We start from the raw sequence: 25,116 nt of genomic DNA, 5'->3' as shown, positions 1-25,116 counted from the left end.
ATATGAAAAAGATTGTAGTATTATTAATTATTTTATTTCCATTATTAATGTTTTCAAATGTAATCATCCAAAAAGCTGTTGATTTAAACAATGATTCCCTTAATGAGAAAGTTATATTAGAAGGTGATTATATTAGTTCTATTTTTATTGATAATCTTAAATTAACTATTGTAGGAAAAGAGTCAACTACAATAGAACTAGGATTTGGAGCTTATGAACCTTCAATTGATTTTTATGATTTTGATGGAGATAAAGAATTAGATATTTTTGTAAAAGGATATTCTGGAGGTAGTGGAAATTATAATTATTATTATATATATTCATATGAAAATGGAGAATTACTAAATCCTGATTTTATTTTTTTAAAATTAGAAACGTCGTTTATGGATGGATTTAAAGCATTAATAAAATACGAAGATGCTTATACATATATAGATTTATCAGATAGAAAAGAAGAATATATAAATATGAATGCTTATAATAAATACGAGAAGTTTATTGGTGAATATAATGAACTTTTCATAGGAGGAGTAAATGAATTATACCCATATGACTTTGGAAATGATGGAGTATATGAACTATCTGGAAAAATAAAAATTTCAGGGTTATACCATGCTGATACTATAGGTTATGCTAATTTTATTTATTCAATAAAAGAAAAAAGAATTAGATGGCTTGAAATTTCCAAAATAATTTATGTAAAATAATTATTTAAAAAATATATATATATATTTAATAATTGTATCAAAAAATTTTCTTGATTAAATTCAAAATATATGTTATAATAAGTCTTGTCGTTCCGGCGTAGCTCAACGGTAGAGCGGGTGGCTGTTAACCACTAGGCTGGGGGTTCGAATCCCTCCGCCGGAGCCATTAAGTTCAGCGAAAGCTGAACTTTTAATTAAAAAAACGTTTTGTGAAAAAAATATTTTTTTCTTAAATTTTTTATAGAAAATATGAAAGTTTTCTTTTAAGTAATATTTATTTTTGGGAGGGATAATATGGAATTAGGATTGGGGATTCTATTATTTTCATTTGTAGTAATTGTGAGTTTTTTAACAAGCGGTTGTGCATTATGTAGTTTAAAAAATATAAAAAAATAGAGACCATTTCCATCCTTCTGCCCCTTCGGGGGCTTTTTTATATATATGATATCAATTTTACATATTTGAAATATATAAATATTGACAATATCTAAAAAAAATAGTATAATAAATTTAGATAATGTCAAAGGAGATATGATTATGAAAAAATATGAGGAAATTCTTAAAAGTTATGGGATTAGACCAACATTTCAAAGATTAACTATTTTAAAGTTAATATCCGAAAGAAAAGAACATCCTTCAGCAGATGAAATATATGAACTATTAAAAGATCATACTCCTGCAATTTCAAGAGCAACAGTTTTTAACACTGTAAATTTATTAAGTGAAAAAGGTGTAATTGAAGAAATCGTTACCCCCCGTGCAATTAGATACGATTATTTTTATAATGAGCATAATCATTTTTACTGTGAAAAATGCGGAAAAGTTTTTGATATCGAAGAAAAACTTCCAGATGTTCCTAAAATAGAACAGATTGAAGGCCATAAAATAACGAAAATACAATATTTACTTACAGGTATATGTAAAGATTGTCTAAATAAATAAGGAGGGAAAACTATGAAAAAATATGTATGTACAGTATGTGGTTATATTTATGATCCAGAAGAAGGAGATCCAACAGCAGGTATCCCAGCAGGAACAACTTTTGAGAATTTACCAGAAGATTGGGTATGTCCAATGTGTGGTGTTGGAAAAGATATGTTTGAAGTACAAGAATAATTTCAGCCCGCTTTTAAAGCGGGTTTTTTATTATTTATTTTTATTCATTATATATTTTACATATAATATTTATTTTTTTGTTTTAAAACAAAAAAATAAGTTTGATATAATTGATATAATATTATAAAAATATATGAGGTGGAGAAATGGATTACATATTTGTAAAAGGCGCTAGAGAACACAATTTAAAAAATATTGATGTTAAAATACCTAAAAATAAACTTGTCGTCATTTCAGGGCTTTCTGGCTCCGGAAAATCCACTTTAGCCATGGATACAATTTATGCTGAAGGACAAAGGAGATACTTGGAATCTGTTTCTTCATATGCAAGAATGTTTTTAGGAGAATTAAAAAAGCCTGATGTTGAATATATTGAGGGATTATCTCCAGCAATAGCTATTGAACAAAAATCCGTTTCTCATAATCCTAGATCTACTGTAGGTACAGTTACTGAAATATATGATTATATGAGAGTTTTATTTGCTAGAATCGGGAAGCCGTTTTGCCCTAATTGTGATATACCTGTAGAAAAATCTTCTGTAGATGAAATAATGGAAAAAATTTATACTCAATTTGAAGAAAATTCAAGAATTTATATTTTTGCTCCAGTTGCTAAAGAAAAAAAAGGTGAATTTAAAAAAGAAATAGAACAAATGAAAAAAAATGGTTATAAAAGAGTTGAAATTGATGGTGAAATATTTGACCTAGAAGATATTACCTCTTTGAAAAAGAGTTATAGACATACTATTAATCTTTTAATAGATAGATTAAAATTAAAAAAAGAAAATTTTGAAAGATTATATGAAGCAGTTGAATTATCGTTAAGAGAATCAGATGGTTTTGTTGAAATTAGAGAAATAGATACTAATGAAAAAACAATTAAATCAATTATATATAGTGAGAAATTAGTTTGTCCAAAATGTGGATTTAGTTTCCCTGAAATTACTCCAAAATTATTTTCTTTTAATAGTCCATATGGTGCATGCGAAGAATGTCATGGTCTTGGATTCAAATATGAATTTGAACCCACATATATACTTGATCCAGATAAAAATATTTACGAAGGTGCTTCTAAATCTGGAAAAGATACTTATATGGTAAAAAATTTAGAGAAGGTTATATTACATTATAATGATGATCCAAATAAGAAAATAAAAGATCTAAAACCAGAAACTCAAAATGCATTATTATATGGTTCAAAAGATAAAATAACCTTTGAATACATTACCCCTAATGGTACATATACTTTTAAAAAACAATTTGAAGGTTTATACAATATGTATGAGCGAAGGTATAATACCGCAGAATCTGATGAGGTTAAATTACGTTATCAAAATGAATTTATGACTATGAAAACCTGTCAAAGTTGTGGTGGAAAAAGATTAAAAATCGAACCTTTAAGTGTGAAAATAAACGGATATAACATTCAAGAAATATCTGATATGCCTATAGAACAATCAAAAAAATTTTTTGAAAGCATTCAGTTATCAGATTTCGAAACCCAAATTGTTGGCGAATTATTAAACGAAATTAAAAAAAGATTGGGGTTTTTAGTTGATGTTGGTCTAGGATATATTTCTCTTTCGAGAACTGCAAACACATTATCAGGAGGCGAATCTCAAAGAGTACGTTTAGCTACACAAATAGGTTCTGGTTTAACTGGTGTTACATATGTTTTAGATGAACCTACTATAGGGCTACATCCTAGAGATAATGATAGATTAATAAAAACTTTAAAAAAATTAAAAGATTTAGGAAATACAGTTTTAATAGTTGAACACGATGAAGAAGTTATTAAGTCTTCAGATTATATTGTAGATTTAGGACCTGGTGCTGGTGTTAATGGTGGTAATGTTATATATAGTGGTTGGATAAAGAACTTACTAAAAAATCCTAAGAGTTCTTTAACTGGTCAATATATTACAGGTCAGAAAAAAATAGAAATTATTAAATATAAAACTCAAAGAAAAGAAATTAATAATTCAATAAAATTATTCGGTGCTTCTCATAATAATTTAAAAAATATTGATGTTGAAATCCCATTAGGTAAATTTATTGTCGTCACTGGTGTATCTGGGTCCGGAAAATCTTCCTTAATTATGGATACATTATATCCTGCGATGATAAAAAAATTAAGAGGTGCTAAGGTAAAGCCAGGATATTATAAAAAAATAGAAGGTTTAGAAAATGTAGATAACGTGATAGCTATAGATCAATCTCCTATAGGAAGAACTCCTAGAAGTAACCCTGCTACATATACTGGAGTCTTTGATTTAATTAGAGATTTATTTGCTGCAACCAAAGATGCAAGAATGAAAGGATACAACAAGGGAAGATTTAGTTTTAATGTTAAAGGCGGAAGATGTGAAGCTTGTAATGGAAATGGATATTTAAAAATAGAAATGCAATTTTTACCAGATGTATATGTTACTTGTGATGTTTGTAAAGGTCAAAGATATAATAAAGAAACATTAAGTGTTAAATATAAAGGAAAATCTATAGCTGATGTATTGAATATGTCTGTGGAAGAGGCTTTAGAATTTTTTGAAAATATTCCAAGAATAAAAAATATTCTTAAATTATTAAATGATGTTGGTGTTGGATATATAAAATTAGGGCAACCAGCTACCACCTTATCTGGTGGTGAAGCTCAAAGAATTAAATTAACATCTGAATTGAGAAAAAAAGCCACTGGAAAGACTGTATATTTTCTAGATGAGCCAACTACAGGATTGCATTTTGAAGATGTTAAAAAATTAATTGAGGTATTACATAAACTTGTTGAAAAAGGAAATACAGTAATCATTATTGAACATAATTTAGATGTAATAAAAAATGCTGATCATATAATAGATTTAGGACCTGAAGGAGGAGAAAACGGAGGTTTTATAATTGCACAAGGCACAGTAGAGGATATTATTAATGCAAATACTTATACAGGTCAATATTTGAAAAATGTATTAAAAAAATAATTGCCCCAATCGGGGCAATACTATTATTCTTGTACTTCAAACATATCTTTTCCAACTCCGCACATTGGACATACCCAATCTTCAGGTAAATCTTCAAAACTTGTGCCTGCTGGAATACCTGATGTAGGATCCCCTTCTGCTGGATCATAAATATACCCACATACTGTACATACATATTTTTTCATAAAATCTCCCCCTTTTTAAAATCTATAATAATTATACTATTTCTTTTTATCATTGTCAATTATATGGTATAATATATTTGATAATATAAAAATTGGAGGGATAATATGTTTGATGAAATAAAAGATACACCTGTTATTATTTTAAATGGTTTTGATAGTGAGCAAATAAATAAATTAATGAAAGCTGTAAAAAGTATCGATGGCTTACCACGAATTATTTTTGCTACTACTACTAAAACAAATGTAGAATGGAAAATAGGTGATTTAATAAAAGAATTAAAACAAGAAGATGCGGAGGTTAAAAAAGCTTTAAGAGAAGCTTTACAAAAAAAAGAGTGATTATATGAATAATTTTTTCTATTATGAAAATCCTAGTAAGGATGTAATTTTAAAAACAGAAAAGGGTTACCCAAAATTAGGAGCTACAGTTGACACCGAAGGAGTCAACTTTGCTCTTTTTACAAAAAATGGAAAAAAAGTTTGGCTTGAATTATATGAAAATTTTTATGATGATACCCCTTCTCATATATTTGAATTGGATCCAATAAAAAACAGAACTGGTAATATTTGGCATATATATATTCATAATATTAAACATGGGCAATTCTATGGTTGGAGAGTAGATGGAATTTATGACCCTTTAAACGGACTTAGATTTAACAAATACAAGCTTCTTTCTGATCCTTATGCTAAAGCTATATCAGGTTCATATAATTGGGACGAAGAAGCTGTATACGGTTATGACAAACACTCTGAATTATTAGACTTATCTTTTTCTAAAATAGATTCTGCAATAAGTCCTACAAAATCTATTGTAATTGATGACTCTATATATGATTGGGAAGATGATGTACATCCAAGAATACCTTTTAAAGATTTAATTATATATGAATTAAATGTTAGATTATTTACTATGAATCCAAATTCTAAAGTAAAATCAAGAGGAACTTTTGAGGGATTATTAGAAAAATTATATCATTTGAAAGAATTAGGTGTTAACGCAATTGAATTAATGCCTGTTTTTGAGTTTAACCCAGATTCTATTATACGCACTAATCCTATTACAGGAGAAAAATTAAAGGATGTTTGGGGATATAACCCTCTTGCTTTTTTTGCTGTAACAGGAAATTATTCAAATGGATTAAAAATTGGAGAACAAGTATATTTATTTAAAGATTTTGTAAAAACATTACATAAAGAAGGGTTTGAAGTCATATTAGATGTTGTATACAATCATACTGGTGAAGGAAACGAATTAGGGCCAACATTATCTCTTAGAGGTATTGATAATTCAGTTTATTATATATTAAGTGAAAACAAAAGATATTATGAAAATTATTCTGGAACAGGCAATACTTTAAATTGCAATCATACCGTTGTTAAAAATCTTATAATTGATAGTTTGAGATATTGGGTTACTGAAATGCATGTAGATGGATTTAGATTCGATTTGGCTTCAATCTTAGGAAGAGATAATAAAGGAAACTGGATAGGTGACTTGTCATTATTAAAAGATATTGCTGAAGACCCTATTATTTCAGGTTCAAAATTAATAGCAGAAGGTTGGGATGCTGCTGGTGGGTATTTTCTAGGAGCATTTCCTGAAGGATGGGCTGAGTGGAATGGGAAATTTAGAGATGCCGTTAGAAAATTTGTTAAAGGTGATGAAGGATTAGTCGGAGAAATTGCTTGTAGGATAGCTGGAAGCGAGGATTTATATGGTAACAAATCTCCTTTTGCTAGTGTTAATTTTGTTACTTCGCATGACGGTTTTACTATGTGGGACTTAGTCTCATATAATGAGAAACACAATGAAGAAAATGGGGAAAATAATAATGATGGAGCTAATGATAATTATAGTTTCAATTATGGCATAGAAGGCGAAACTGATAATGATGAAATTATCAAAATTAGAAAAAGACAAATAAAGAACTTTTTTACAATATTGATGATTTCTCAAGGAACACCTATGATATATATGGGGGACGAATTTTGTAGAACTCAATATGGCAATAATAATGCATATTGTCAAGATACCATTAAAAATTGGGTAGATTGGGATAGAAAAGAAAAATTTTCAGATATATTTATATTTGTTAAAAAATTAATAGATTTTAGAAAAAAACATCATACTTTAAGAAGAGAACATTTTTTTACAGGAAAAGATTACAGTGGTGATGGAATACCGGATATTACATGGCATGGTGTGAATTTAAATAATCCTGATTTTTCTTATCATTCTAAATCTTTAGCATTTATGATTAGCGGAATTGATTTTATAAACCAAAATGTTGTTCCAGATAATGATATTTATATTGCTATGAATTTTTATGATCAAGAATTATCTTTTGAATTACCTAAAGAAAGAAATTGGTATAGAGTTGTTGATACTTATTTTGAAAATCCAAATGATTTTTTAGAATTCCCACAAAGAGTTTATACTAGTTATAAGGTAAAACCAAAAAGTATAATTATATTAATATCAAAATGATATTAGAGGTGATATTATTAAAGTAGCTATATTGAGCACCGGAGATGAAATTATAGAAGGTAATATATATAATATTACTTCTAAAGAAATTTCTAATTTATTATATTCTTTAGGATTTGAAATAACTAAACACATTAATGTGAGAGATAATAAAGAAGATATTATCTCTTCTTTAGATTTTTTAACAAATAATAATGATATTATCATCATCACTGGAGGACTCGGTTCAACAGAAGATGATATTACTAGAGAAGCAATTTCATCATTCTTGAATAAAAAATTAGTTTTTAACGAAATTATATATAATAATATATTAAATAGATATAAAAAATACAATTTTGAAAAAAATAATATTATAAAAAAACAAGCTCACATAATTGAAGGAGCTACAATTTTAGAAAATAAAGTTGGAAGTGCTCCAGGGATGTTTTTAAATAAAAATAATAAATATTATATATTATTACCTGGCCCGCCTAATGAAGCGTTAAATATTATAGAAAATAATATTTCTATTTTTAAGCAATTTAAGTTAAACAAACCTTATATAAAAAAAATACAATTCTATAATATAACAGAATCTAGTTTAATGGAGAAATTAGAAAGCAAGTTAAAAAATATACACTATTCTACTAAAATAGAAATTCCTATTGGACCTTCTATTATTTTTAAAGATAGCTCTGATAAAGTTAATAATATAATTGAATATATAAATGAAATATTTAAAGAATATATTATCCCAAATGAACCTTTGAAATATTTATTAAATAAATTATCAAAAGAAAATTTAACTATATCCACATTTGAATCTTGTACAGGGGGACTTGTTAGTAAACTTATTACAGATATACCTGGATCATCAAAAGTATACAAGGGGAGTGTAATTGCATATTCTAATGAAATAAAAAATAAATTATTGAATGTTGATTATCATATATTAAAAAGATATGGTGCTGTTAGTAGAGAATCTGTAAATTTAATGGCTAAAAATGGAGCCTTATTATTTAATACAGATTTTTCTATAGCTATAAGCGGAATCGCCGGTCCTGAGGGAGGTACAAAAGAAAAACCTGTTGGAACAGTATTTTTTGCTTTTTTTGATAAAAATTGTGATAAAATAATAATTGAAAAGAAAATCTTTTCTGGCAATCGATATTTAATAAGAGAAAAAGCAGCATATTATTCTTTGATTCGATTTTTAAAAATTTTTAATTTATAGAATGATATATGGGAGGTATTTTTATGGAAGAAATGGATATTTATTTGAATGTTTTTATAGAAGAAGCAAATGAAAATTTGCAACGTTTAAATGAGGAATTATTGGAATTAGAAAATAACCCAGATGATTTGGAAAAAGTTAATGAAATTTTTAGAGTAATGCATACTTTCAAAGGAATGGCTGGAACAATGGGGTTTGATAAAATTGCTAAATTATCTCATAAAATGGAAAATATTTTGGATAGAATTAGAAAAGGAGAAACCCATGTTGATTCTAATTTAGTCGACTTACTTTTTAAAACATTAGATGCATTAACAGAAAGTATTGCAGATATTTCAAACGGAGGAAAAGGAGATATTTCTTCATTGGATCAATTAATATCTGTTTTAGAAAATACAAAAAAGGAACAAACAGAAATAGAAAGTAAAGAAAGTACTAAAGTTGAAGAAAAACAAGATTCTTCTGACAAATTATCTCATCTAGATGATATTACTAGAGAATCTTTAAAAAACTTATATAATGCTGCTAAAGAAAAAAATATGAATTTTTACTTAATAACAATAAAATTTGATAAAAATGTTCAATTAAAAGCTGCTAGAGCTTTTATGGTTCTTCATAAAATAAATGATCTAGGAGGCGAAGTTGTTTATACCAATCCTTCATCCCAAGAAATAGAAGATGAAAAATTTGATTTAGAATTTGATCTTGGTGTAATAATAAGTGTTACTGCTGAAAAATTAAGAGAATCTATATTAGGTATATCTGAAATAGAAAGTGTTGCCATAAATGAATTTGAGAATATAGATTTCGAAAAACCCGTAAATACCGCACCTTCTTCTAAAGAAGAAAATAAAATTGCTGGTAGCGAGAAACAAGAAAATTCAAATACTCATAAAAAAATACAACTTCAATCTGTTAGAGTTGATATTGAAAAATTAGATCAATTGATGAATTTAATGGCAGAATTAGTTATATCAAGAAGTAGAATAACAGAAACTTTAAGAAAATATGAAATAAAAGATGTTGATGAAAGTTTAGCTAATTTGAGTAGAATCACTTTGGATTTACAAAATATTGTTATGAAAATAAGAATGATACCTATCGCTTTTGTTTTTAATAGATTCCCTAGAGTAGTTAGAGATACTGCTAAAAAATTAAATAAAGAAGTTAATTTGATTATTGAAGGGGAAGATACTGAATTAGATAGAACTGTTGTTGATGAAATAGGTGATCCATTAATTCATTTAATAAGGAATTCAATTGATCATGGAATTGAACCAGTTGAAGACAGAATAAAAAAAGGAAAACCAAAAATAGGTACTATAAAATTATCAGCTTGGCATGAGGGTGACGGTGTAGTTATTAGTGTTGAAGATGACGGAAAAGGTCTAGATAGAGATATAATTGCTAATAAAGCTATTGAAAAAGGATTAGTAGATCCTTCAATGGTTTCATCAATGAGTGATGAAGAAGTCTTTTCATTTATATTCTTACCAGGATTTTCAACAAAAAAACAGGCTACCGATTTATCTGGTAGAGGAGTTGGAATGGATGTAGTAAAGACTGTCGTTGAATCTTTAAATGGTACAGTTTCAATATCTTCTAAAAAAGATATTGGTACTAAAATTATAATAAGATTACCATTAACCCTTTCTATTATACAAGTTCTTTTAGTAACTGTTGATAACTATGTTTATGCAATACCATTAGCTAACATAGACACAACTCAAAAAATAACTGATGGAGATATACAAATTGTTCAAGGAAATGAAGTATTTGTTTTAAGGGGCGAAGTAATTCCATTAATTAGACTTAGAGAATTATTCAATATGCCTAAAAATGAAAATGAAAATTCGGAGAAAGTTGTTATTGTAAAAACTGCTAATAAGAAAATAGGTGTTGTCGTTGATAGTCTTTTAGGTCAAGATGATATTGTTATTAAATCATTAGGGAAATATTTGAACAGTGTTAAAGAATTCAGTGGCGGATCCATTTTGGGTGATGGAAGAATTGCTTTAATCTTAGATGTTACATATTTAAATGAATTAGGATGAGGTGATATAATGCAAAAAGAAATTATTTCATTTGAAATCTCAAAACAAGAGTTTGGTATTGATGTTGATTTTGTTGAAATGGTTATTGAAAAAGAAGAAATAACTCCTATTCCAAATACAAAAGATTTTATTGAGGGTGTTGTAAATTTAAGAGGTAGAATCGTTCCTGTATTTAATTTAGTTAAAATTTTAAGTTTGGATTTTTCGGAAGAAATAGTATTTGATAGTATAGTTATTTTAAAAATTGATAAAGAAGAAGTAGGAATTTTAGTAAATAGGGTAAATAATGTTATTTCATTTGACGATGAACAATTAGATATTCTTCCTTCCAAGAACGGTAAATTTATTGGAATCTCAAATGGTATTTTAAAAATAAATAACAGACTTATTGTTTATTTAAATTTAGAGAAATTATTTGAAACAATAGAAATATAATTTAACAGAAATATAATTTAAATATTTGGAGGTGCTTTTAATGGCGATTAAGGTTTTAATAGTTGATGATGCTGCTTTTATGAGAATGTTATTAAAAGATATTGTTACAAAAGCTGGTATGGAAGTTGTTGGTGAGGCTGCAAATGGGCAAGAAGCTGTGATGAAATATCAAGAATTAAAACCAGATATTGTTACTATGGATATTACAATGCCTGTTATGGATGGAATTCAAGCTATAAAAGAAATTAAAAAAACTGATCCTGGAGCAAAGGTTATAGTATGTAGTGCTATGGGACAACAAGCTATGGTTATTGAAGCTATACAAGCTGGAGCTAAAGATTTTATTGTTAAACCATTCCAAGCAAATAGAGTTATAGAAGCAATACAAAAGGTATCTAGGGGGTGATTTTTACGCCCCCTACTTTATCATCAACTCAAACTTCTATTTTAACAAGCTGGACTATATGGGCATTTCTTTTATTATTTTTCTTTATCCTTTTCATTATTTTACTTCTTTTTATTCAAAGAAAATTAATTAATAAAGGAATTTTAAATACTCCTTCAGTTAGATTAGTAAAAAAATTTTATATTGATAGAAATTTAACATTAAATATAATTAAAGTGTTAGATAATTATTATCTTGTTTTAACAAATAATAATTCAATTTCTTTCTTAGATAAAATAAATTATGACGAACTTTCAGAATTATTAAAAGGAAAAAAGGAATTTTTTGATACTTTTATTGGAGTATTAAAGAGGGAGAAGAATTTAGATGAAATTCAATAAAATAATATTTCTAATTCTTATATCTTTATTTTTATTTTCATCAGTTTCTGCTCAAGAACCTGTTCCCATACCAGAAATTTCTATTAATATAGGTGGAGATATACCGAGTCCTGATACTTTAATACCAACACTAGAAATATTATTATTAATAACAATTCTATCATTAGCACCATCTTTTATTATGATGTTTACCTCTTTTATGAGAATTGTTATTGTTCTATCATTTTTAAGAACTGCATTAGGAAGTCGTCAGGCCCCTCCAAACCAAGTTTTAATAGGTATATCTTTAATTTTAACTTTTTTAATTATGTCTCCAATATTTAATGATATTTATCAAAATGCTATAATACCTTATACTGAAGAAAAAATTTCTTATACACAATTATTTGAAAATAGTTGGAATCCTATAAAAAAGTTTATGCTCGGCGAAATAATTGCTCATAAAAATCAAGATAATATTTTTATGCTAGCTTCAAGTGTAAAACGCGAAATCAATAATATAAACGATACACCTCCAGAAATTTTAATACCCGCTTTTGCATTAAGTGAGTTGGAAATTTCGTTTAAAATGGGTGTATTAATATATATACCTTTTATCATTGTTGATATGGTAGTTGCAAGTATTTTGTTATCTATGGGTATGATGATGATACCACCTGTAATGATTTCAATGCCATTTAAATTATTACTAATTATATTAGTAAATGGATGGGATTTATTAATTGGTGGATTAATTAGGAGTTTTCAAATTTCAGGAGGTCTGTAATGACTTTAGAATTATTTATAGATGTTTTTAGAGATGGAATTTCTGTATTTTTAACAATCATTACTCCTATCCTTCTAGTAAGCCTCGGAGTAGGATTGATAATAAGTATTTTTCAAACAATAACATCAATAAATGAACAAACATTAACTTTTGCTCCAAAAATTATTATTACATTTTTAATTGTTGGTATATTGTTTGGATGGATAGCTCAACAACTTATTGACTATACTTTTCAAATATTAACTACTTTTTTTGAGATGATATAGATGGATGTAATTTTGTTTTTAGAAACAAAATTCTGGGTATGGTCATTAATTTTTTTCAGAATAGCTGGTTTAACAGTTTCAGCACCTATTATTGGATCTAGATCAATTCCTAGATCCTTAAAGGTTTTTTTTTCTATTTTTATTTCTTGGATTTCTCTTCCGCTAATAAATTTAACAATTCCAGATTTACCTATTTTTTATTTAATCATATTAATGATACTTAATTTCTTTTTAGGTATTTTAATTGGGTTAATTTCATATATTCCAGTAGCTGCTATTCAATTTGCAGGCCAATTTTTTGCTTTTCAAATGGGATTTGCAATGGCAGGTATTTTTGATCCAATAAGCGGAGAAGAATCTCCTATTATTGGTCAATTATCTTTTTTGATTGGAATATTTGCATTTTTAACTATGAAATTACATATATTGTTATTTCAAGTTATAATAAATTCTTTTAATAGTATTCCTTTAATTTTTTCTTTTAAAATTCAGTTTTTTCCTGAAATTGTTTCAACTTTTGGAAAAATTTTTGAAATTGGTGCTCAATTAGCTATACCTATGAGTGCATTTATGTTAGCTGTAAATATTAGCTTAGGAATTATATCTAGAATGATACCTCAAATAAATGTTTTTATTGTAGGGTTACCTTTAAATATTTTAGTTGGAACTCTAATTTTATTAACTATTATTGGAGTATGGGTTGAAATCTTTCATATTAATATGTTGGAGATAATAAAATGGATAAATTCATTATTAAGTCTAATATAAACCTTCAATTATTTGCAGATCCTAGTAAAACAGAAGAACCTACTCCTAGACGGTTACAACAAGCAAGAGAAGAAGGAAATGTTCCAGTTTCTAAGGAACTTTTAACTTCGTTCTCATTTTTAGGAGTAAGTGCTGTATTTTTCGTAATGTCAAAATATTTATTTGAAGGCTTAAAAAATGCATTTATTAAATACCTTTCTCTAGATACAGAAATTATAGATGAAAATGCATTGTTAAGTGTTATATTGCAACAAAATAATCTTTTTATTATTGTATCAATTTTTCTTTTATCTGCTGCGGTTATAAGTTTGGTTTTAGGTATGTTACAAACAAAATTTCTTTTTGCTCCTAAATCTATTAAATTTGATTTAGGAAAACTTAATCCGTTAAAAGGACTTCAACGTATTTTTTCTATGAGAACATTATTTGAATTATTGAAATCATTAATTAAATTATCTTTAGTAGGATATATATCTTATTCTATAATCACATCTCATTGGAAAGATATTGTTTCATTACCATATTCTGATGCTACATTTACATTATCTTTTTTATACTCTATTATAATTGAAATATTTTTTAAATTGGGTCTTTTGATGTTATTGCTTGGTTTGTTTGATTTTTGGTATCAAAGACGCGAATATAGGAAAAACCTTAGAATGACCAAACAAGAAGTAAAGCAAGAAATGAAAGATATTGAAGGAGATCCCCAAATAAAATCTGCTAGAATGAGAAGATTACGTCAAATTGTTATGCAAAATATGATGAAGGAAGTACCAAAAGCCACTGTTGTTGTTACAAATCCTACCCATTATGCAGTTGCTATAAAATATGATGAAAATATAACTAGCGCACCTATTGTAGTCGCAAAAGGACATGATGAAGTTGCATTTAGAATAAAAGAAATAGCTCGTGAAAATCACGTTCCAATTTTGCGAAATCCACCTGTAGCAAGGCAGCTATACGAAAGAGTTGAAATAAATGAAGAAATACCCGAGGATATGTATCAAATTGTCGCTAAAATTCTTGCTTCTGTTATGAAAACAGCGAGGTGATTTTATTGGGGGAACTATTAAATAGATTTTTAAAACAGTCGGATATTTTAATACCAATTTTAATCGTTAGTGTTGTTATATTAATGGTTATTCCTATACCTCCATTTTTATTGGATTTTTTACAAATGGCTAATATCTCTTTAGCCATAGTTTTGCTTTTAGTTTCTATGTATATAAAAAATGCTCTTGAAATATCAGCTTTTCCAACATTATTATTAGTAACTACCCTTTTCAGATTATCCTTAAATGTTTCTTCAACAAGATTAATACTTTTACAAGGAAGAAACTTTCAAGGAAAAGTTATTAGAGCTTTTGGAGATTTTGTTGTTGGAGGAAATTATGTTGTTGGTATTGTTATATTCTTAATTTTAGTAATAATCCAATTTGTAGTTATTACAAGAGGTTCTGAAAGAATTGCAGAAGTTGCTGCTAGATTTACATTAGATGCAATGCCTGGAAAACAAATGAGTATAGATGCTGATTTAAGTGCTGGTATAATTACAGAGGAAGAAGCAAGAAAAAAACGTGAAGATATTAGAAGAGAAGCAGACTTTTACGGAGCAATGGACGGTGCCTCGAAATTTGTAAGAGGAGATGCTATTGCTGGTATTATTATAACATTAATTAATATATTAGGCGGATTGATTATTGGTGTTTTGCAACAAGGACTTTCTATATCTGAAGCAGCACAATTATATACTCTTTTTACAGTTGGTGATGGTTTAGTAGCACAAATACCTGCGCTATTAATATCAACAGCTACTGGTATTGTTGTATCGCGTGCAGCTTCAAATGAAAATCTAGGAACAGATCTGTTAAACGAATTAACTTCTGAAAAAAGAGTATTATATATGACAGGTGGAGTAATTTTAACTCTTGGATTAGCTACACCTCTACCAATACTCCCTGCCGTATTGTTAGGTGGTGGATTATTAACTATTGCTTATTTAAATACTAAAGGATATTTAAATAAGACAGTTCCAGCATCTGGTCCGAGCGAAGATTTTGAAACATCTAGTCAAGAAGTTAGCAGATCAACACCTAGACCATCTGGACCTCCTTTAACTTCAGCTGAAGAAGTTTCGGAAATTATTCAAAGTGATGTTTTAGAAATAGATATCGGATATGGTTTAATTCCTCTAGCCGATCCAAGTCAAGGCGGTGATCTTTTAGAAAGAATTACAATGGTTAGAAAGCAAATTGCGTATGAATTAGGTATTGTTATCAGTCCTATAAGAGTAAGAGATAGTGTTTTATTAAGCGCAAATGAGTATATAATTAAATTAAAAGGGGTTGAAGTTGGAAGATTTGAATTATTCCCTGACAAGTTGTTAGCTATAAATTCTGGTATGGCTAATGAGGAAATTGCTGGTATATATACTAAAGAACCTTCATTTAATTTAGATGCTTATTGGATTGATGAAGATCAAAAAGAAAATGCGATAAATCTTGGTTATACGGTTGTTGACTCGCCAAGTGTTTTTGCTACTCATCTATCTGAAATTATTAAAAAATATGCTCATGAAATTCTTGGCTCAAAAGAAACTGAAATGCTTATTGATGGTTTAAGAGTTAAAAATTCTGCTTTAGTCGATGAACTTACTCCAACAATCTTTAAAACATTTGAAATAAGAAATGTTTTAAAGGAATTATTATATGAAAGAATATCTATTAGAAATTTACCAATTATTTTTGAAAAATTATTAGAATTAGGTAGTAATGATATTAAAGATACAGTTTCTTTAGTAGAAGGAGTTAGAAGCTCTCTTTCTAGACAAATATGTGAAAACATGAAGTCCGCTGATGGCGTATTACATTTAATAATATTAGATAAAAACACAGAAAATACATTAAATAATTATACAATAGAATATGGAGGAAATTATACTTTAGCTCTATCACCTCAATTATCTCAAAATTTATTAAATAATATTAGTAAAGCTTTAGAAGATCAAATGATGAAAAATTATAATCCTGTAATATTATGTAGCTCTCCTTTACGTTTTTATTTTTCAAGATGGTTATTATCCAACATACCAAATGTTAATGTAATTTCATATAATGAAATAATTCAAGAAATACCTATTTCTGCTGATGGAAATATATCTATTTAATCATATGGTTAATATGAGGTGATGAATGTGAAGATAAAAAAATATATTGTATCTACAATACCTGAAGCAATGGAAAAAATAAGAAATGAATTGGGAGATAATGCATATATTCTTGATACAAAAAGAATTAATAAAGGTGGATTTTTAGGCATTGGTGGAAAAAAATACATTGAAGTAACAGCAGTTCTTGATGAAGATCCTGAAGAGGTCATAAAAAATATTAAAAGACCATCAGGATTCTCAAATAATTCACAAGGAAAAATTAATGAAATTCAACAAATTGTAGAAAACAATAAAAAGTTGGATGAAAGAATTCAAAGGATGAAAAAATCCGATGCTTATGAACAATATGCTCCAGGAAAAGATAAATTAGAGTTATCAGCTAAAAATGATATTTTAAAATTAATAGAAGAACAACGCGAAATATCTAAATTGATTGATAAAGATGCTGAAAAATTTTATGATAAAAATGAATTTAATGAATTGAAATATAGAAAAGTTACATATAATAATAATAATAATAATTCTAACAAAAATAATAACACTAACGAAGATTTAAAAGAAATAAAAGATTTAATTGAAAAATTGTCAAAAAGAGTTATTTTACATGGATCAAATCCTTTAATTTCAGAATTAATTGAAGTTTTTAAAAAACAAGATTTATCAGATAACTTAATAGAAAATATATTAAATAATTTACCTCACAATATAAATAAAGAGAATTGGAAATTTGATGATACATTTAAAAATATTTTATTTGATATTTTTAGAAATAATATTAAAGTTGATGTTCCAAAATTACACGGAACAGTAATGCTTATTGGCCCTACTGGAGTGGGGAAAACCACTACTTTAGCTAAATTAGCTGCTTTAAATAAATCAAAGAAAATTGCTATTGCTACAATTGATTTATATAGAATAGCTGCTACAGAACAATTAAAAACATATGCTGAAATTATGGATATACCTGCTTCTATTTGTTATACACCTACTGAATTAAAAACAACTGTGGAATCTTTAAAAAACTTTGATATTTTATTAGTTGATACAGCTGGAAGAAGTCATAAGGATGATATTCATATTGGTGAATTAAAAATATATATTGATGCAAGTAAACCAGATTTTATTTTTCTAACAATTCCTGCTAATATGAGATTAAAAGATATGATAGATGTATATAATAAATTTTCAATATGCAAACCTACTCATTTAATAATAACAAAATTGGATGAAACTTCATCCTATGGACAAATTCCGTCTATTATTAACATTTCTAATTTACCATTAAGTTATATTACAACTGGACAAGCTGTACCAAATGACATAGAAATTCCAAACTCACAAAAATTATTTAACCTCTTTTATGAGGAGTTGAAATTATGATAAAAGATCAAGCTGAAATTTTAAGAAAAAACTTTTCAAAAAATAAAACAAAAATAATATTAGTGACTGGGGGAAAAGGCGGTGTTGGAAAATCTATAGTATCTGTTAATACCGCTGTTAATTTAGCAAAATTAAATAAAAAAATATTAATTTTCGATACAGATGCTGGATTTGCTAATGCTTCCATATTACTTGGCGTATCCCCATCTGTAAGCATTAAAGATTATTTTGATAAAAAATTATCTTTAGAAGAATGTGTAATAAATACTCCTTATGGAATAAAATTATTAAGTACTGGTGTTGATATAAAAGATTGGATAGCATTTCAAAAAAATTTTACAAGAAAGGCTATTGAAGAATTTTTTAATATAGCGAAAGAGAATGATTATGTTATTATTGATGTAAGTGCTGGTTATAATGAAAATTTAAAACCATTTTATATAGCTGCTGATACAATATTAATTGTTACAACACCTGAACCAACAGCAATTGTAAATGCTTATACTGTCGTTAAAGCTTTATCAATATTAGAAGTTGAAGGAGATGTTGATTTAGTAATAAATATGATTAGAAAAAAAACTGAAGCTGAAACTGCTGAAAAGGTTTTACGAAAAACAATAAAAGAATATTTGTATAAAGATATAAGAAATGTATTTTATATAAATTTTGATCATTTAGTTCATGAAAGCGTAAAGTCTCAAACTCCAATTTCAAGTTTTAAACCTTCTTCTATAGTTTCTAACGATTTAATGAAAATTGCCGAGAAAATTGAAAACTTTGAATTTACAAAAAATAAAGAAAATGATAATCTATTAAAAAAACTTTTAGTATTATTTGGTTTTTATAATAAATAATTAATAAGGTGATGTATGGATAAGAAAAAATTTATAAAACGCATATTCTTAGTTTTTTTCCCTGGAAACTCTATAAGAATATATATTAATAACGATGTAATTAAAGCTAAAATTAAAAATTTTAAAGGTAAAGAAATTATTTTAATTTCTCCTAAATATCCTTTTAAAATAGGAGATGTTGTAAATTTAGAATCAATTTTTGAAGGAGCATATTATGAAGCAAATTTTATAATTTCTCAAATAATGCCATTTGGTGAAAATGAAGTACTATTAATAATGAATTTAAACAGTAATTTTAAAATTAAGAGCAAAAGAGGAAAAGAAAGATTATATATTTCAATTCCCGTAAAAATTGAAGATAAATATAATGGGTTATTATGGGATTTAAATGATAATTTTTTAGGTGTAATTACTTTAAATGAATATATAAGCGATATAAAAAAGAATATTGATGTAAAATTAGAAATTGAAGAATTCAATATTATCTTTGAAGGATCAATATTTAAAATAAGACAAGAATTTTTTAATTTAAGTAAAATAATTTATGAAATTAAAATTATAAAAGATCCAACTGGATTATTTGGCAAATATATAGAACATATTAGTGGTGAAGATATTTTCGAAGAAAAAAAATCAGCGGAGGTGGATAATAATGAATGATAATAACGAATTTTTTATGTCGGCTTTTAAAGAAATTACTAATATTGGAATGGGTAATGCAGTAAGTTCGTTATCAATGATGCTCAATAAAAAAGTAGATATTTCTGTGCCTAATTTAGAAGTTATAAAATTATCAGATATATTTTTAAATATGGAAGATCCTGATGAAATATACGCCTGTTCTTATGTAAAAATGGAAGGTGATTTATCTTCTTCTTTAATTTTTTTAATAGAAAAGGATTCTGTAAAAAGATTAATCAAAGAAACTGTTGGTTTTGAAATTGAAAATATAACTGAATTGGATGAAATGTCATCTTCTATGATTGGTGAATTAGGAAATATAATGTTTGGTTCTTATACTAGTGCGATATCTCAATTTTTAAACATTAATTTGCAAATAAACCCTCCTCAAGTCGCTGTTGATACATTTGCATCATTAATAGCTGAATCTATAGTAATGAGCATTACTTTTGAAGATGAGGTAATATTAACTGAAACGGAAATACAAGTTGAAGATTGGGAAAATGCTATAAAAGGTAAAATTGTATTTCTAATGAACGAGGATAATAGAAGTAAATTATTCGAATTTGTCAAAAAGGTATTTTATGGAGGTTAAAAAATGAAAAAAATAATTGGTATAGGAGAATATGCCGTATCAAAAAGTCCTGATATACTAGTTACTCTAGGATTAGGTTCTTGTGTAGGTGTTTGCTTATGGGATAAAGCTAATAAAATTGGTGGATTAATTCATGTAATGTTACCTAATGCTCCTAATGACAATGTTCCTAAACCAGCAAAATATGCTGATTTGGGTATTAAATTGTTATTAGATGATATAATAAAATTAGGTGGGAAAAATTTTACTGCTAAAGTATTTGGTGGTGCTGCTATGTTTAAAGGATCATCTATGGATGTTGGAAAAAAAAATATTTCTTCAGTAAAAGAGCAGTTAAAAAAGTATGGAATTAAAATTATTGCAGAAGATACTGGTGGAAATAGAGCTAGAAGTATTGAATTCAACTTAGATAATGGAGAAGTTATGGTTAAAAAGGTTGGTGGTGGTGAAAAAGTTGAAATTTTCAAATATTGAATTAATTTTTTATTCTATAACTTTTTTCATTTTTATGCTAATTAATATTTTAATTTCAAAAAACTTTTTTATAACCTCCTTACTTAGATCCATAATTAGTATTGCCATTATAATTATAATAAATACAGCTATAAAGGTAGTGATAAATAAATAATGAGAAAAAACATTAATAAAGATGATATAATAAAAAATTTTTTGCCTAAAATAAAATATATTGCTTTAAATCTTATATCTACCCTTCCTAAAAATGTAGAATTAGATGATTTAATTCAGGAAGGAATAATAGGTTTAATGCAATCTTTAGATAAATTCGATCCATCAAAAGGTGTAACTTTTTATTCTTTTGCAATAAAAAGAATAAGAGGGGCTATGTTAGATTATTTACGTAAAATTGATTGGCTTCCAAAAGATTTGAGGCATAAAATAAAAAAAATGGAAGATATTTTAGCAGAACAAAATTTAGACGATAATATAAGTGATGAGGACCTATCTAAAAAATTAGATATTTCGATAGAGGATGTAAAAAAATTGAAAGCTGAACTGCATAGAAGTCAAATTCTCAGTCTTGATTCATATTTATTATCTAATAATGAAATAAATATAGGTTCTGTTAATGATGAAAATGATCCTGAAATTTTAGCTTATAAAGATATTTTAAAAAATGAACTTATAAAAGCTATTTCCAGTCTAAATGAAAGAGAACAATTAATTCTTTCATTGTATTATGAAAAAGAATTAACTTTCAAAGAGATTGGCCAAGTTCTTAATATTTCAGAATCGAGAATTTCACAGATTCATTCTTCTATCATATCTAAATTGAAGAAAAAATTGGATGGTGATTAAGATGCCAGAACCAATTAATTTTACTATTTCATATATTACAAATGTAGAAACATCTAATAATATACAGAATTTAAATAATGCTCTTATTGCAGCAAAAAACACTGATATGCAAGAACATATTAAAAAGAAAGAAAATTCAAAATCACAAGTAAATAACACTGAAGAAAAATCTAAAACATCTAATATTAATAATAATGAAGAAAAAAATTTATCTGAAAACAATAAAAAGAAAAAGGAAAAGAAAAAAGATGAAACAAAAGAAAAAATTGTTGTTGATGATTATAGAGGTCATTCATTGGATATTAGGATATAACGGACTTATGTCCGTATTTTTTTTGTAGGGGTGATTATTATTAAAGATATTCTCAATTTAATAAAAAAATCTAAAAAAAATATTAAAATTGTTATTTTTCCAGAATCTTGGAATATTGAAAATATTATAGATGAAAATATATTATATTTCCCAAATTATGATGTATTTCCTTTTGAATCAATAAATGTATCAAATAAGATAAAATATCATAGAATTAAAACTTTGTTTAATATTTTATCTAATAATAACTCAATTATTTTTACTACATTTCATGCATTAACTAGATATACAATTCCAAAAAACATTTTTAAAGAAAATATCTTTAAATTTACTTTGTCAAATAATTTTAATATAGATCCTTTTGTATTTGGATACAATAAAGTATGGAACGTTTATGAATATTCGGAATTTTCTCAAAAAGGTTTTGTCAAAGATATTTATATCCCAATATATGATTACCCAATTAGAATAGAATTATTTGATGATGAAATAATCAGATTAGCATTATTTGATTCAAATTCTCAAAAAAGCGTTAAAAATATAAGTGAATTTTATTTTACACCTGGTTCAGAATTTATGTATAAGTATGAAAAAAATTTGTATAACAATTTAAATAATTTTTATAAAACTTATAATATAAGAAATTTCAATATTGACATAAATTCTCTTGAAACATTACCTGCTATACTATATAATGAAAAAAATACTATTTTAGACTATATAGATAATTATGATATTTTTGTAATTAATGAAGACGAAGCATTAAAATCCTATTCAGAAAGAGAAAGAGATAACTTAGAATTTATATTCTCTAATATTCATAAGGAATTGTATAAATTATATAGTGGAAAAAGTATTGAAAATATTTTAAATAAGTATAAAGCGATTGAAGTAAATAAACAAAATTTTTTAATAAAAAAAGTTATTAATAAGAAGAAAGTAGAAGATATACCTGTTTTTGAATGGGAAGATTTAGAATTAAACGATCTAGTAGTTCATGAAGATTATGGTATTGGTATATACAAAGGTTTAGAAAAAATTAAAACGCAATTTGGCGAAAAAGAATTAATTAAAATTGAATATGATAATAACGCTAAAGTCTTTCTGCCAATAGAAAGAATAGATAAAATTACAAAATATATTGGAGATTCTGATTTAGTAAAATTAGACAAGATTGGTTCTACAGCATGGAAAAAAAGAAAGAAAAAAGTTAAAGATAATATTCAAAACAAAATAAAAGAATTAATACATTTATATGCAATAAGAGAACATGTTACTGGAATATCATTAAACGGAGATGAAGAAATAGAAGAAAAATTTAGAAAAACTTTTGAATATATTGAAACTACTGATCAAGAAAAAGCAATTGAAGAAGTCTTAAATGATTTATCCTCTGTTAAACCTATGGATAGATTAATTGCGGGAGATGCTGGATTCGGAAAAACCGAAGTTGCACTTAGAGCTGTAGTTAGAACTGTAAGTTCAGGATATCAAGCAGCTATATTAGTTCCAACTACAATTTTAGCTCAACAATATTATGATAATGTAAAAGAGAGATTTGATGAAATTGGGATAACTGTTGAATTAATTGATAGATTTAAAACAAAAAAAGAAAAAGATAGTATTATAGAAAAAATTAATTCTGGTAATATTGATGTAATAATAGGAACTCATGCATTACTTAATAAAAATATTAGATTTAAAAAACTTGGACTTTTAGTTATTGATGAAGAACAAAGATTCGGAGTTTTCCAAAAAGAAAAGATAAAAGAATTAAGCCATGGTATAAATGTACTTACAATGAGTGCAACACCTATTCCTAGAACGCTATATTTTTCATTAACTGGACTAAGAGATTTATCTGTTATTTCAACTCCACCTTTCGGTAGAATTCCTGTTGAAACTTTTGTATATAAATACTCTGAAAAAATAATAAGAACCGCTATTTTAAGAGAAAAATCTAGAGGAGGACAAGTTTTATATGTTCATAATAGAATAAATGACCTAGAGAAAATTGAAGAAGAGGTTAAAAAAATTGTTCCTGAAGTAAAAACTGTAGCAGTTCATGGAAGAATGCCTAAAAGATATTTATCAAAAGTAATTAAACAATTTTATAATGGAGATATTGATGTTTTGATATCAACTACCATTATAGAAAATGGAATAGATATACCTAATGCAAATACCTTAATAGTTGATGATGCAGAAAGATATGGAATTTCGCAATTATATCAATTAAGAGGTAGAGTTGGACGTAGTAATAAAAGAGCTTTTTCATATTTCTTATACAAATCTAAATTAAAACCTGATACAATAAAAAAACTAGATGCTATTAAAAATATATCAGGACCTGGAAGCGGATTAAAGTTAGCTATGCAAGACTTAGAAATAAGAGGTTTTGGAGACTTATTAGGTGTGGATCAAAAAGGACATATAAATAATGTAGGACTTCATATGTATAAAGAAATATTAAATAGAACATTAGCAGAATATTATTCCAAAGACATAGAAATAAAAAATATAAAAGAAAAAATTAATTTAGATATTAAAGGAATAACTTTACCTATTATTATTCCAGAAAGTTATATAGAAAATCCTATTGAAAGAATGAGGATATACAGAATAATAGCTAGTGAAAATAAAGTTGAAAATATAAATAATATTAAAAAAGATATTGAAGATAGATTTGGAAAGTTACCGAATGAAGTACTTAATCTATTAAATTATACAAAATTAAGAATTATTGCCTATAATAGAGGAGCAAGAAATATTGAAATTTACGATAATAGTTTAATTATAGAGTATAAAGACTATTTAGATATAGATATAAAAATTCTTAAAAAATATTCTAAAAGATTTAATTATTTCCCCGATGAAAATAAAATAGTTGTGTATTCTATAAATCCAGAAAAAACATTGTTTGAAATTTTCAAATAAAAACCCCCTGTCTTTTGACAGGGGGAAAATAAAAAGAGGGGCGCTACCTACTCTCGCATGGATTGCCCATACTACCATCGGCCCAGATATGCTTAACGGTCGGGT

Annotated in this window: 25 protein-coding genes and 1 tRNA gene; 25 read left to right on the top strand and 1 reads right to left on the bottom strand. The window is 26.5% G+C overall.

From position 1 onward, the window contains the following. Positions 1-2 precede the first annotated feature (2 nt). The 5 genes from AS160_RS03150 to uvrA all read left to right on the top strand — a co-directional run bounded on the left by AS160_RS03150 (position 3) and on the right by uvrA (position 4,795). Complete coding sequence (locus AS160_RS03150) at positions 3-707, top strand: hypothetical protein (protein ID WP_165144796.1); 705 nt, start codon at positions 3-5, stop codon at positions 705-707. A gap of 91 nt (positions 708-798) precedes the next feature. After that, positions 799-873, top strand: a tRNA-Asn gene (locus AS160_RS03145). Positions 874-1,244: 371 nt separating this feature from the next. After that, a complete protein-coding gene (locus tag AS160_RS03140) occupies positions 1,245-1,649 on the top strand; it encodes a Fur family transcriptional regulator (RefSeq protein WP_165144793.1) in 405 nt (134 codons plus the stop codon). A 12-nt stretch (positions 1,650-1,661) separates the two neighbouring features. Then, positions 1,662-1,823 carry a rubredoxin gene (gene rd, locus AS160_RS03135; RefSeq protein ID WP_165144790.1) on the top strand — a complete coding sequence of 54 codons (162 nt, stop codon included), beginning with the start codon at positions 1,662-1,664 and terminating at the stop codon, positions 1,821-1,823. 146 nt (positions 1,824-1,969) lie between these two features. After that, positions 1,970-4,795, top strand: a complete 2,826-nt coding sequence (gene uvrA, locus AS160_RS03130) for an excinuclease ABC subunit UvrA (RefSeq protein ID WP_165144787.1) — start codon at positions 1,970-1,972, stop codon at positions 4,793-4,795. 23 nt (positions 4,796-4,818) lie between these two features. Here the strand turns inward: uvrA and rd (AS160_RS03125) are convergent, their stop codons facing one another. Continuing rightward, entirely contained in the window at positions 4,819-4,980 is a 162-nt protein-coding gene (gene rd / locus AS160_RS03125) for a rubredoxin (RefSeq protein WP_165144784.1), read from the bottom strand. 105 nt (positions 4,981-5,085) lie between these two features. On the opposite strand from rd (AS160_RS03125), the gene AS160_RS03120 reads away from it, so the two are divergent. From AS160_RS03120 to AS160_RS03025, 20 genes are all read left to right on the top strand, one after another. Further along, the gene (locus tag AS160_RS03120) at positions 5,086-5,319 is read left to right on the top strand and encodes a DUF3783 domain-containing protein (RefSeq protein WP_165144781.1); all 234 of its coding nucleotides are present in this window, start codon (positions 5,086-5,088) and stop codon (positions 5,317-5,319) included. Positions 5,320-5,323: 4 nt separating this feature from the next. After that, positions 5,324-7,471, top strand: a complete 2,148-nt coding sequence (glgX, locus tag AS160_RS03115) for a glycogen debranching protein GlgX (RefSeq protein WP_165144778.1) — start codon at positions 5,324-5,326, stop codon at positions 7,469-7,471. Position 7,472: 1 nt separating this feature from the next. Continuing rightward, positions 7,473-8,687 carry a CinA family nicotinamide mononucleotide deamidase-related protein gene (locus AS160_RS03110; protein WP_346774416.1) on the top strand — a complete coding sequence of 405 codons (1,215 nt, stop codon included), beginning with the start codon at positions 7,473-7,475 and terminating at the stop codon, positions 8,685-8,687. Between the two features lie 23 nt (positions 8,688-8,710). Then, positions 8,711-10,741, top strand: a complete 2,031-nt coding sequence (locus tag AS160_RS03105; RefSeq protein ID WP_165144772.1) for a chemotaxis protein CheA — start codon at positions 8,711-8,713, stop codon at positions 10,739-10,741. Positions 10,742-10,750: 9 nt separating this feature from the next. After that, the gene (locus AS160_RS03100) at positions 10,751-11,176 is read left to right on the top strand and encodes a chemotaxis protein CheW (RefSeq protein WP_165144769.1); all 426 of its coding nucleotides are present in this window, start codon (positions 10,751-10,753) and stop codon (positions 11,174-11,176) included. A gap of 40 nt (positions 11,177-11,216) precedes the next feature. Beyond that, entirely contained in the window at positions 11,217-11,582 is a 366-nt protein-coding gene (locus tag AS160_RS03095; protein WP_165144766.1) for a response regulator, read from the top strand. Continuing rightward, positions 11,579-11,962 (top strand): hypothetical protein, encoded by a 384-nt coding sequence (locus tag AS160_RS03090; protein WP_165144763.1) that lies wholly within the window; start codon positions 11,579-11,581, stop codon positions 11,960-11,962. The genes AS160_RS03095 and AS160_RS03090 overlap by 4 nt, the downstream gene beginning before the upstream one ends. Further along, positions 11,949-12,728 carry a flagellar type III secretion system pore protein FliP gene (gene fliP, locus AS160_RS03085; RefSeq protein WP_165144760.1) on the top strand — a complete coding sequence of 260 codons (780 nt, stop codon included), beginning with the start codon at positions 11,949-11,951 and terminating at the stop codon, positions 12,726-12,728. The genes AS160_RS03090 and fliP overlap by 14 nt, the downstream gene beginning before the upstream one ends. Continuing rightward, positions 12,728-12,994 carry a flagellar biosynthesis protein FliQ gene (gene fliQ / locus AS160_RS03080; protein WP_165144757.1) on the top strand — a complete coding sequence of 89 codons (267 nt, stop codon included), beginning with the start codon at positions 12,728-12,730 and terminating at the stop codon, positions 12,992-12,994. Before fliP ends, fliQ begins: the two co-directional genes overlap by 1 nt. Continuing rightward, entirely contained in the window at positions 12,995-13,762 is a 768-nt protein-coding gene (fliR, locus tag AS160_RS03075; protein ID WP_165144754.1) for a flagellar biosynthetic protein FliR, read from the top strand. Beyond that, entirely contained in the window at positions 13,732-14,817 is a 1,086-nt protein-coding gene (gene flhB, locus AS160_RS03070; RefSeq protein ID WP_165144750.1) for a flagellar biosynthesis protein FlhB, read from the top strand. Before fliR ends, flhB begins: the two co-directional genes overlap by 31 nt. Before the next feature lie 5 nt (positions 14,818-14,822). Beyond that, positions 14,823-16,931: a flagellar biosynthesis protein FlhA gene (flhA, locus tag AS160_RS03065; RefSeq protein WP_165144747.1), complete on the top strand. Its 2,109-nt coding sequence runs from the start codon at positions 14,823-14,825 to the stop codon at positions 16,929-16,931. Between the two features lie 27 nt (positions 16,932-16,958). Further along, complete coding sequence (flhF, locus tag AS160_RS03060; RefSeq protein ID WP_165144744.1) at positions 16,959-18,314, top strand: flagellar biosynthesis protein FlhF; 1,356 nt, start codon at positions 16,959-16,961, stop codon at positions 18,312-18,314. Continuing rightward, positions 18,311-19,168: a P-loop NTPase gene (locus AS160_RS03055; RefSeq protein WP_165144741.1), complete on the top strand. Its 858-nt coding sequence runs from the start codon at positions 18,311-18,313 to the stop codon at positions 19,166-19,168. The genes flhF and AS160_RS03055 overlap by 4 nt, the downstream gene beginning before the upstream one ends. 15 nt (positions 19,169-19,183) lie before the next feature. Next, a complete protein-coding gene (locus tag AS160_RS03050) occupies positions 19,184-19,828 on the top strand; it encodes a hypothetical protein (RefSeq protein WP_165144738.1) in 645 nt (214 codons plus the stop codon). Continuing rightward, a complete protein-coding gene (locus AS160_RS03045; protein ID WP_165144735.1) occupies positions 19,821-20,444 on the top strand; it encodes a chemotaxis protein CheC in 624 nt (207 codons plus the stop codon). Before AS160_RS03050 ends, AS160_RS03045 begins: the two co-directional genes overlap by 8 nt. A 3-nt stretch (positions 20,445-20,447) precedes the next feature. Continuing rightward, a complete protein-coding gene (gene cheD, locus AS160_RS03040; RefSeq protein ID WP_165144732.1) occupies positions 20,448-20,918 on the top strand; it encodes a chemoreceptor glutamine deamidase/glutamate methylesterase CheD in 471 nt (156 codons plus the stop codon). Positions 20,919-21,071: 153 nt separating this feature from the next. After that, on the top strand, positions 21,072-21,761 hold the full coding sequence (locus AS160_RS03035; RefSeq protein ID WP_165144729.1) for a FliA/WhiG family RNA polymerase sigma factor: 690 nt from the start codon (positions 21,072-21,074) through the stop codon (positions 21,759-21,761). Further along, entirely contained in the window at positions 21,754-22,074 is a 321-nt protein-coding gene (locus AS160_RS03030; protein ID WP_206528055.1) for a hypothetical protein, read from the top strand. Before AS160_RS03035 ends, AS160_RS03030 begins: the two co-directional genes overlap by 8 nt. A gap of 30 nt (positions 22,075-22,104) precedes the next feature. Beyond that, positions 22,105-25,011 carry a DEAD/DEAH box helicase gene (locus tag AS160_RS03025; RefSeq protein WP_165144723.1) on the top strand — a complete coding sequence of 969 codons (2,907 nt, stop codon included), beginning with the start codon at positions 22,105-22,107 and terminating at the stop codon, positions 25,009-25,011. The last annotated feature ends 105 nt before the right edge of the window (positions 25,012-25,116 follow it).

Source organism: Marinitoga sp. 38H-ov (assembly GCF_011057715.1).
GTDB lineage: Bacteria > Thermotogota > Thermotogae > Petrotogales > Petrotogaceae > Marinitoga.
Note: the sequence above shows the minus strand (reverse complement) of the source record. Positions and strands in the feature narration are given on the sequence as shown.

What these genes read in the sequence shown, in the direction of transcription:
- flhB (WP_165144750.1), top strand. Translation starts at nt 13,732, where the DNA reads ATGGATAAATTCATTATTAAGTCTAATATAAACCTTCAATTATTTGCA.
- AS160_RS03055 (WP_165144741.1), top strand. Translation starts at nt 18,311, where the DNA reads ATGATAAAAGATCAAGCTGAAATTTTAAGAAAAAACTTTTCAAAAAAT.
- AS160_RS03100 (WP_165144769.1), top strand. Translation starts at nt 10,751, where the DNA reads ATGCAAAAAGAAATTATTTCATTTGAAATCTCAAAACAAGAGTTTGGT.
- fliP (WP_165144760.1), top strand. Translation starts at nt 11,949, where the DNA reads ATGAAATTCAATAAAATAATATTTCTAATTCTTATATCTTTATTTTTA.
- AS160_RS03140 (WP_165144793.1), top strand. Translation starts at nt 1,245, where the DNA reads ATGAAAAAATATGAGGAAATTCTTAAAAGTTATGGGATTAGACCAACA.
- AS160_RS03035 (WP_165144729.1), top strand. Translation starts at nt 21,072, where the DNA reads ATGAGAAAAAACATTAATAAAGATGATATAATAAAAAATTTTTTGCCT.
- rd (WP_165144790.1), top strand. Translation starts at nt 1,662, where the DNA reads ATGAAAAAATATGTATGTACAGTATGTGGTTATATTTATGATCCAGAA.
- cheD (WP_165144732.1), top strand. Translation starts at nt 20,448, where the DNA reads ATGAAAAAAATAATTGGTATAGGAGAATATGCCGTATCAAAAAGTCCT.
- fliR (WP_165144754.1), top strand. Translation starts at nt 12,995, where the DNA reads ATGGATGTAATTTTGTTTTTAGAAACAAAATTCTGGGTATGGTCATTA.
- AS160_RS03045 (WP_165144735.1), top strand. Translation starts at nt 19,821, where the DNA reads ATGAATGATAATAACGAATTTTTTATGTCGGCTTTTAAAGAAATTACT.
- AS160_RS03150 (WP_165144796.1), top strand. Translation starts at nt 3, where the DNA reads ATGAAAAAGATTGTAGTATTATTAATTATTTTATTTCCATTATTAATG.
- AS160_RS03095 (WP_165144766.1), top strand. Translation starts at nt 11,217, where the DNA reads ATGGCGATTAAGGTTTTAATAGTTGATGATGCTGCTTTTATGAGAATG.
- rd (WP_165144784.1), bottom strand. Translation starts at nt 4,980, where the DNA reads ATGAAAAAATATGTATGTACAGTATGTGGGTATATTTATGATCCAGCA.
- AS160_RS03050 (WP_165144738.1), top strand. Translation starts at nt 19,184, where the DNA reads ATGGATAAGAAAAAATTTATAAAACGCATATTCTTAGTTTTTTTCCCT.
- glgX (WP_165144778.1), top strand. Translation starts at nt 5,324, where the DNA reads ATGAATAATTTTTTCTATTATGAAAATCCTAGTAAGGATGTAATTTTA.
- uvrA (WP_165144787.1), top strand. Translation starts at nt 1,970, where the DNA reads ATGGATTACATATTTGTAAAAGGCGCTAGAGAACACAATTTAAAAAAT.
- AS160_RS03105 (WP_165144772.1), top strand. Translation starts at nt 8,711, where the DNA reads ATGGAAGAAATGGATATTTATTTGAATGTTTTTATAGAAGAAGCAAAT.
- AS160_RS03120 (WP_165144781.1), top strand. Translation starts at nt 5,086, where the DNA reads ATGTTTGATGAAATAAAAGATACACCTGTTATTATTTTAAATGGTTTT.
- fliQ (WP_165144757.1), top strand. Translation starts at nt 12,728, where the DNA reads ATGACTTTAGAATTATTTATAGATGTTTTTAGAGATGGAATTTCTGTA.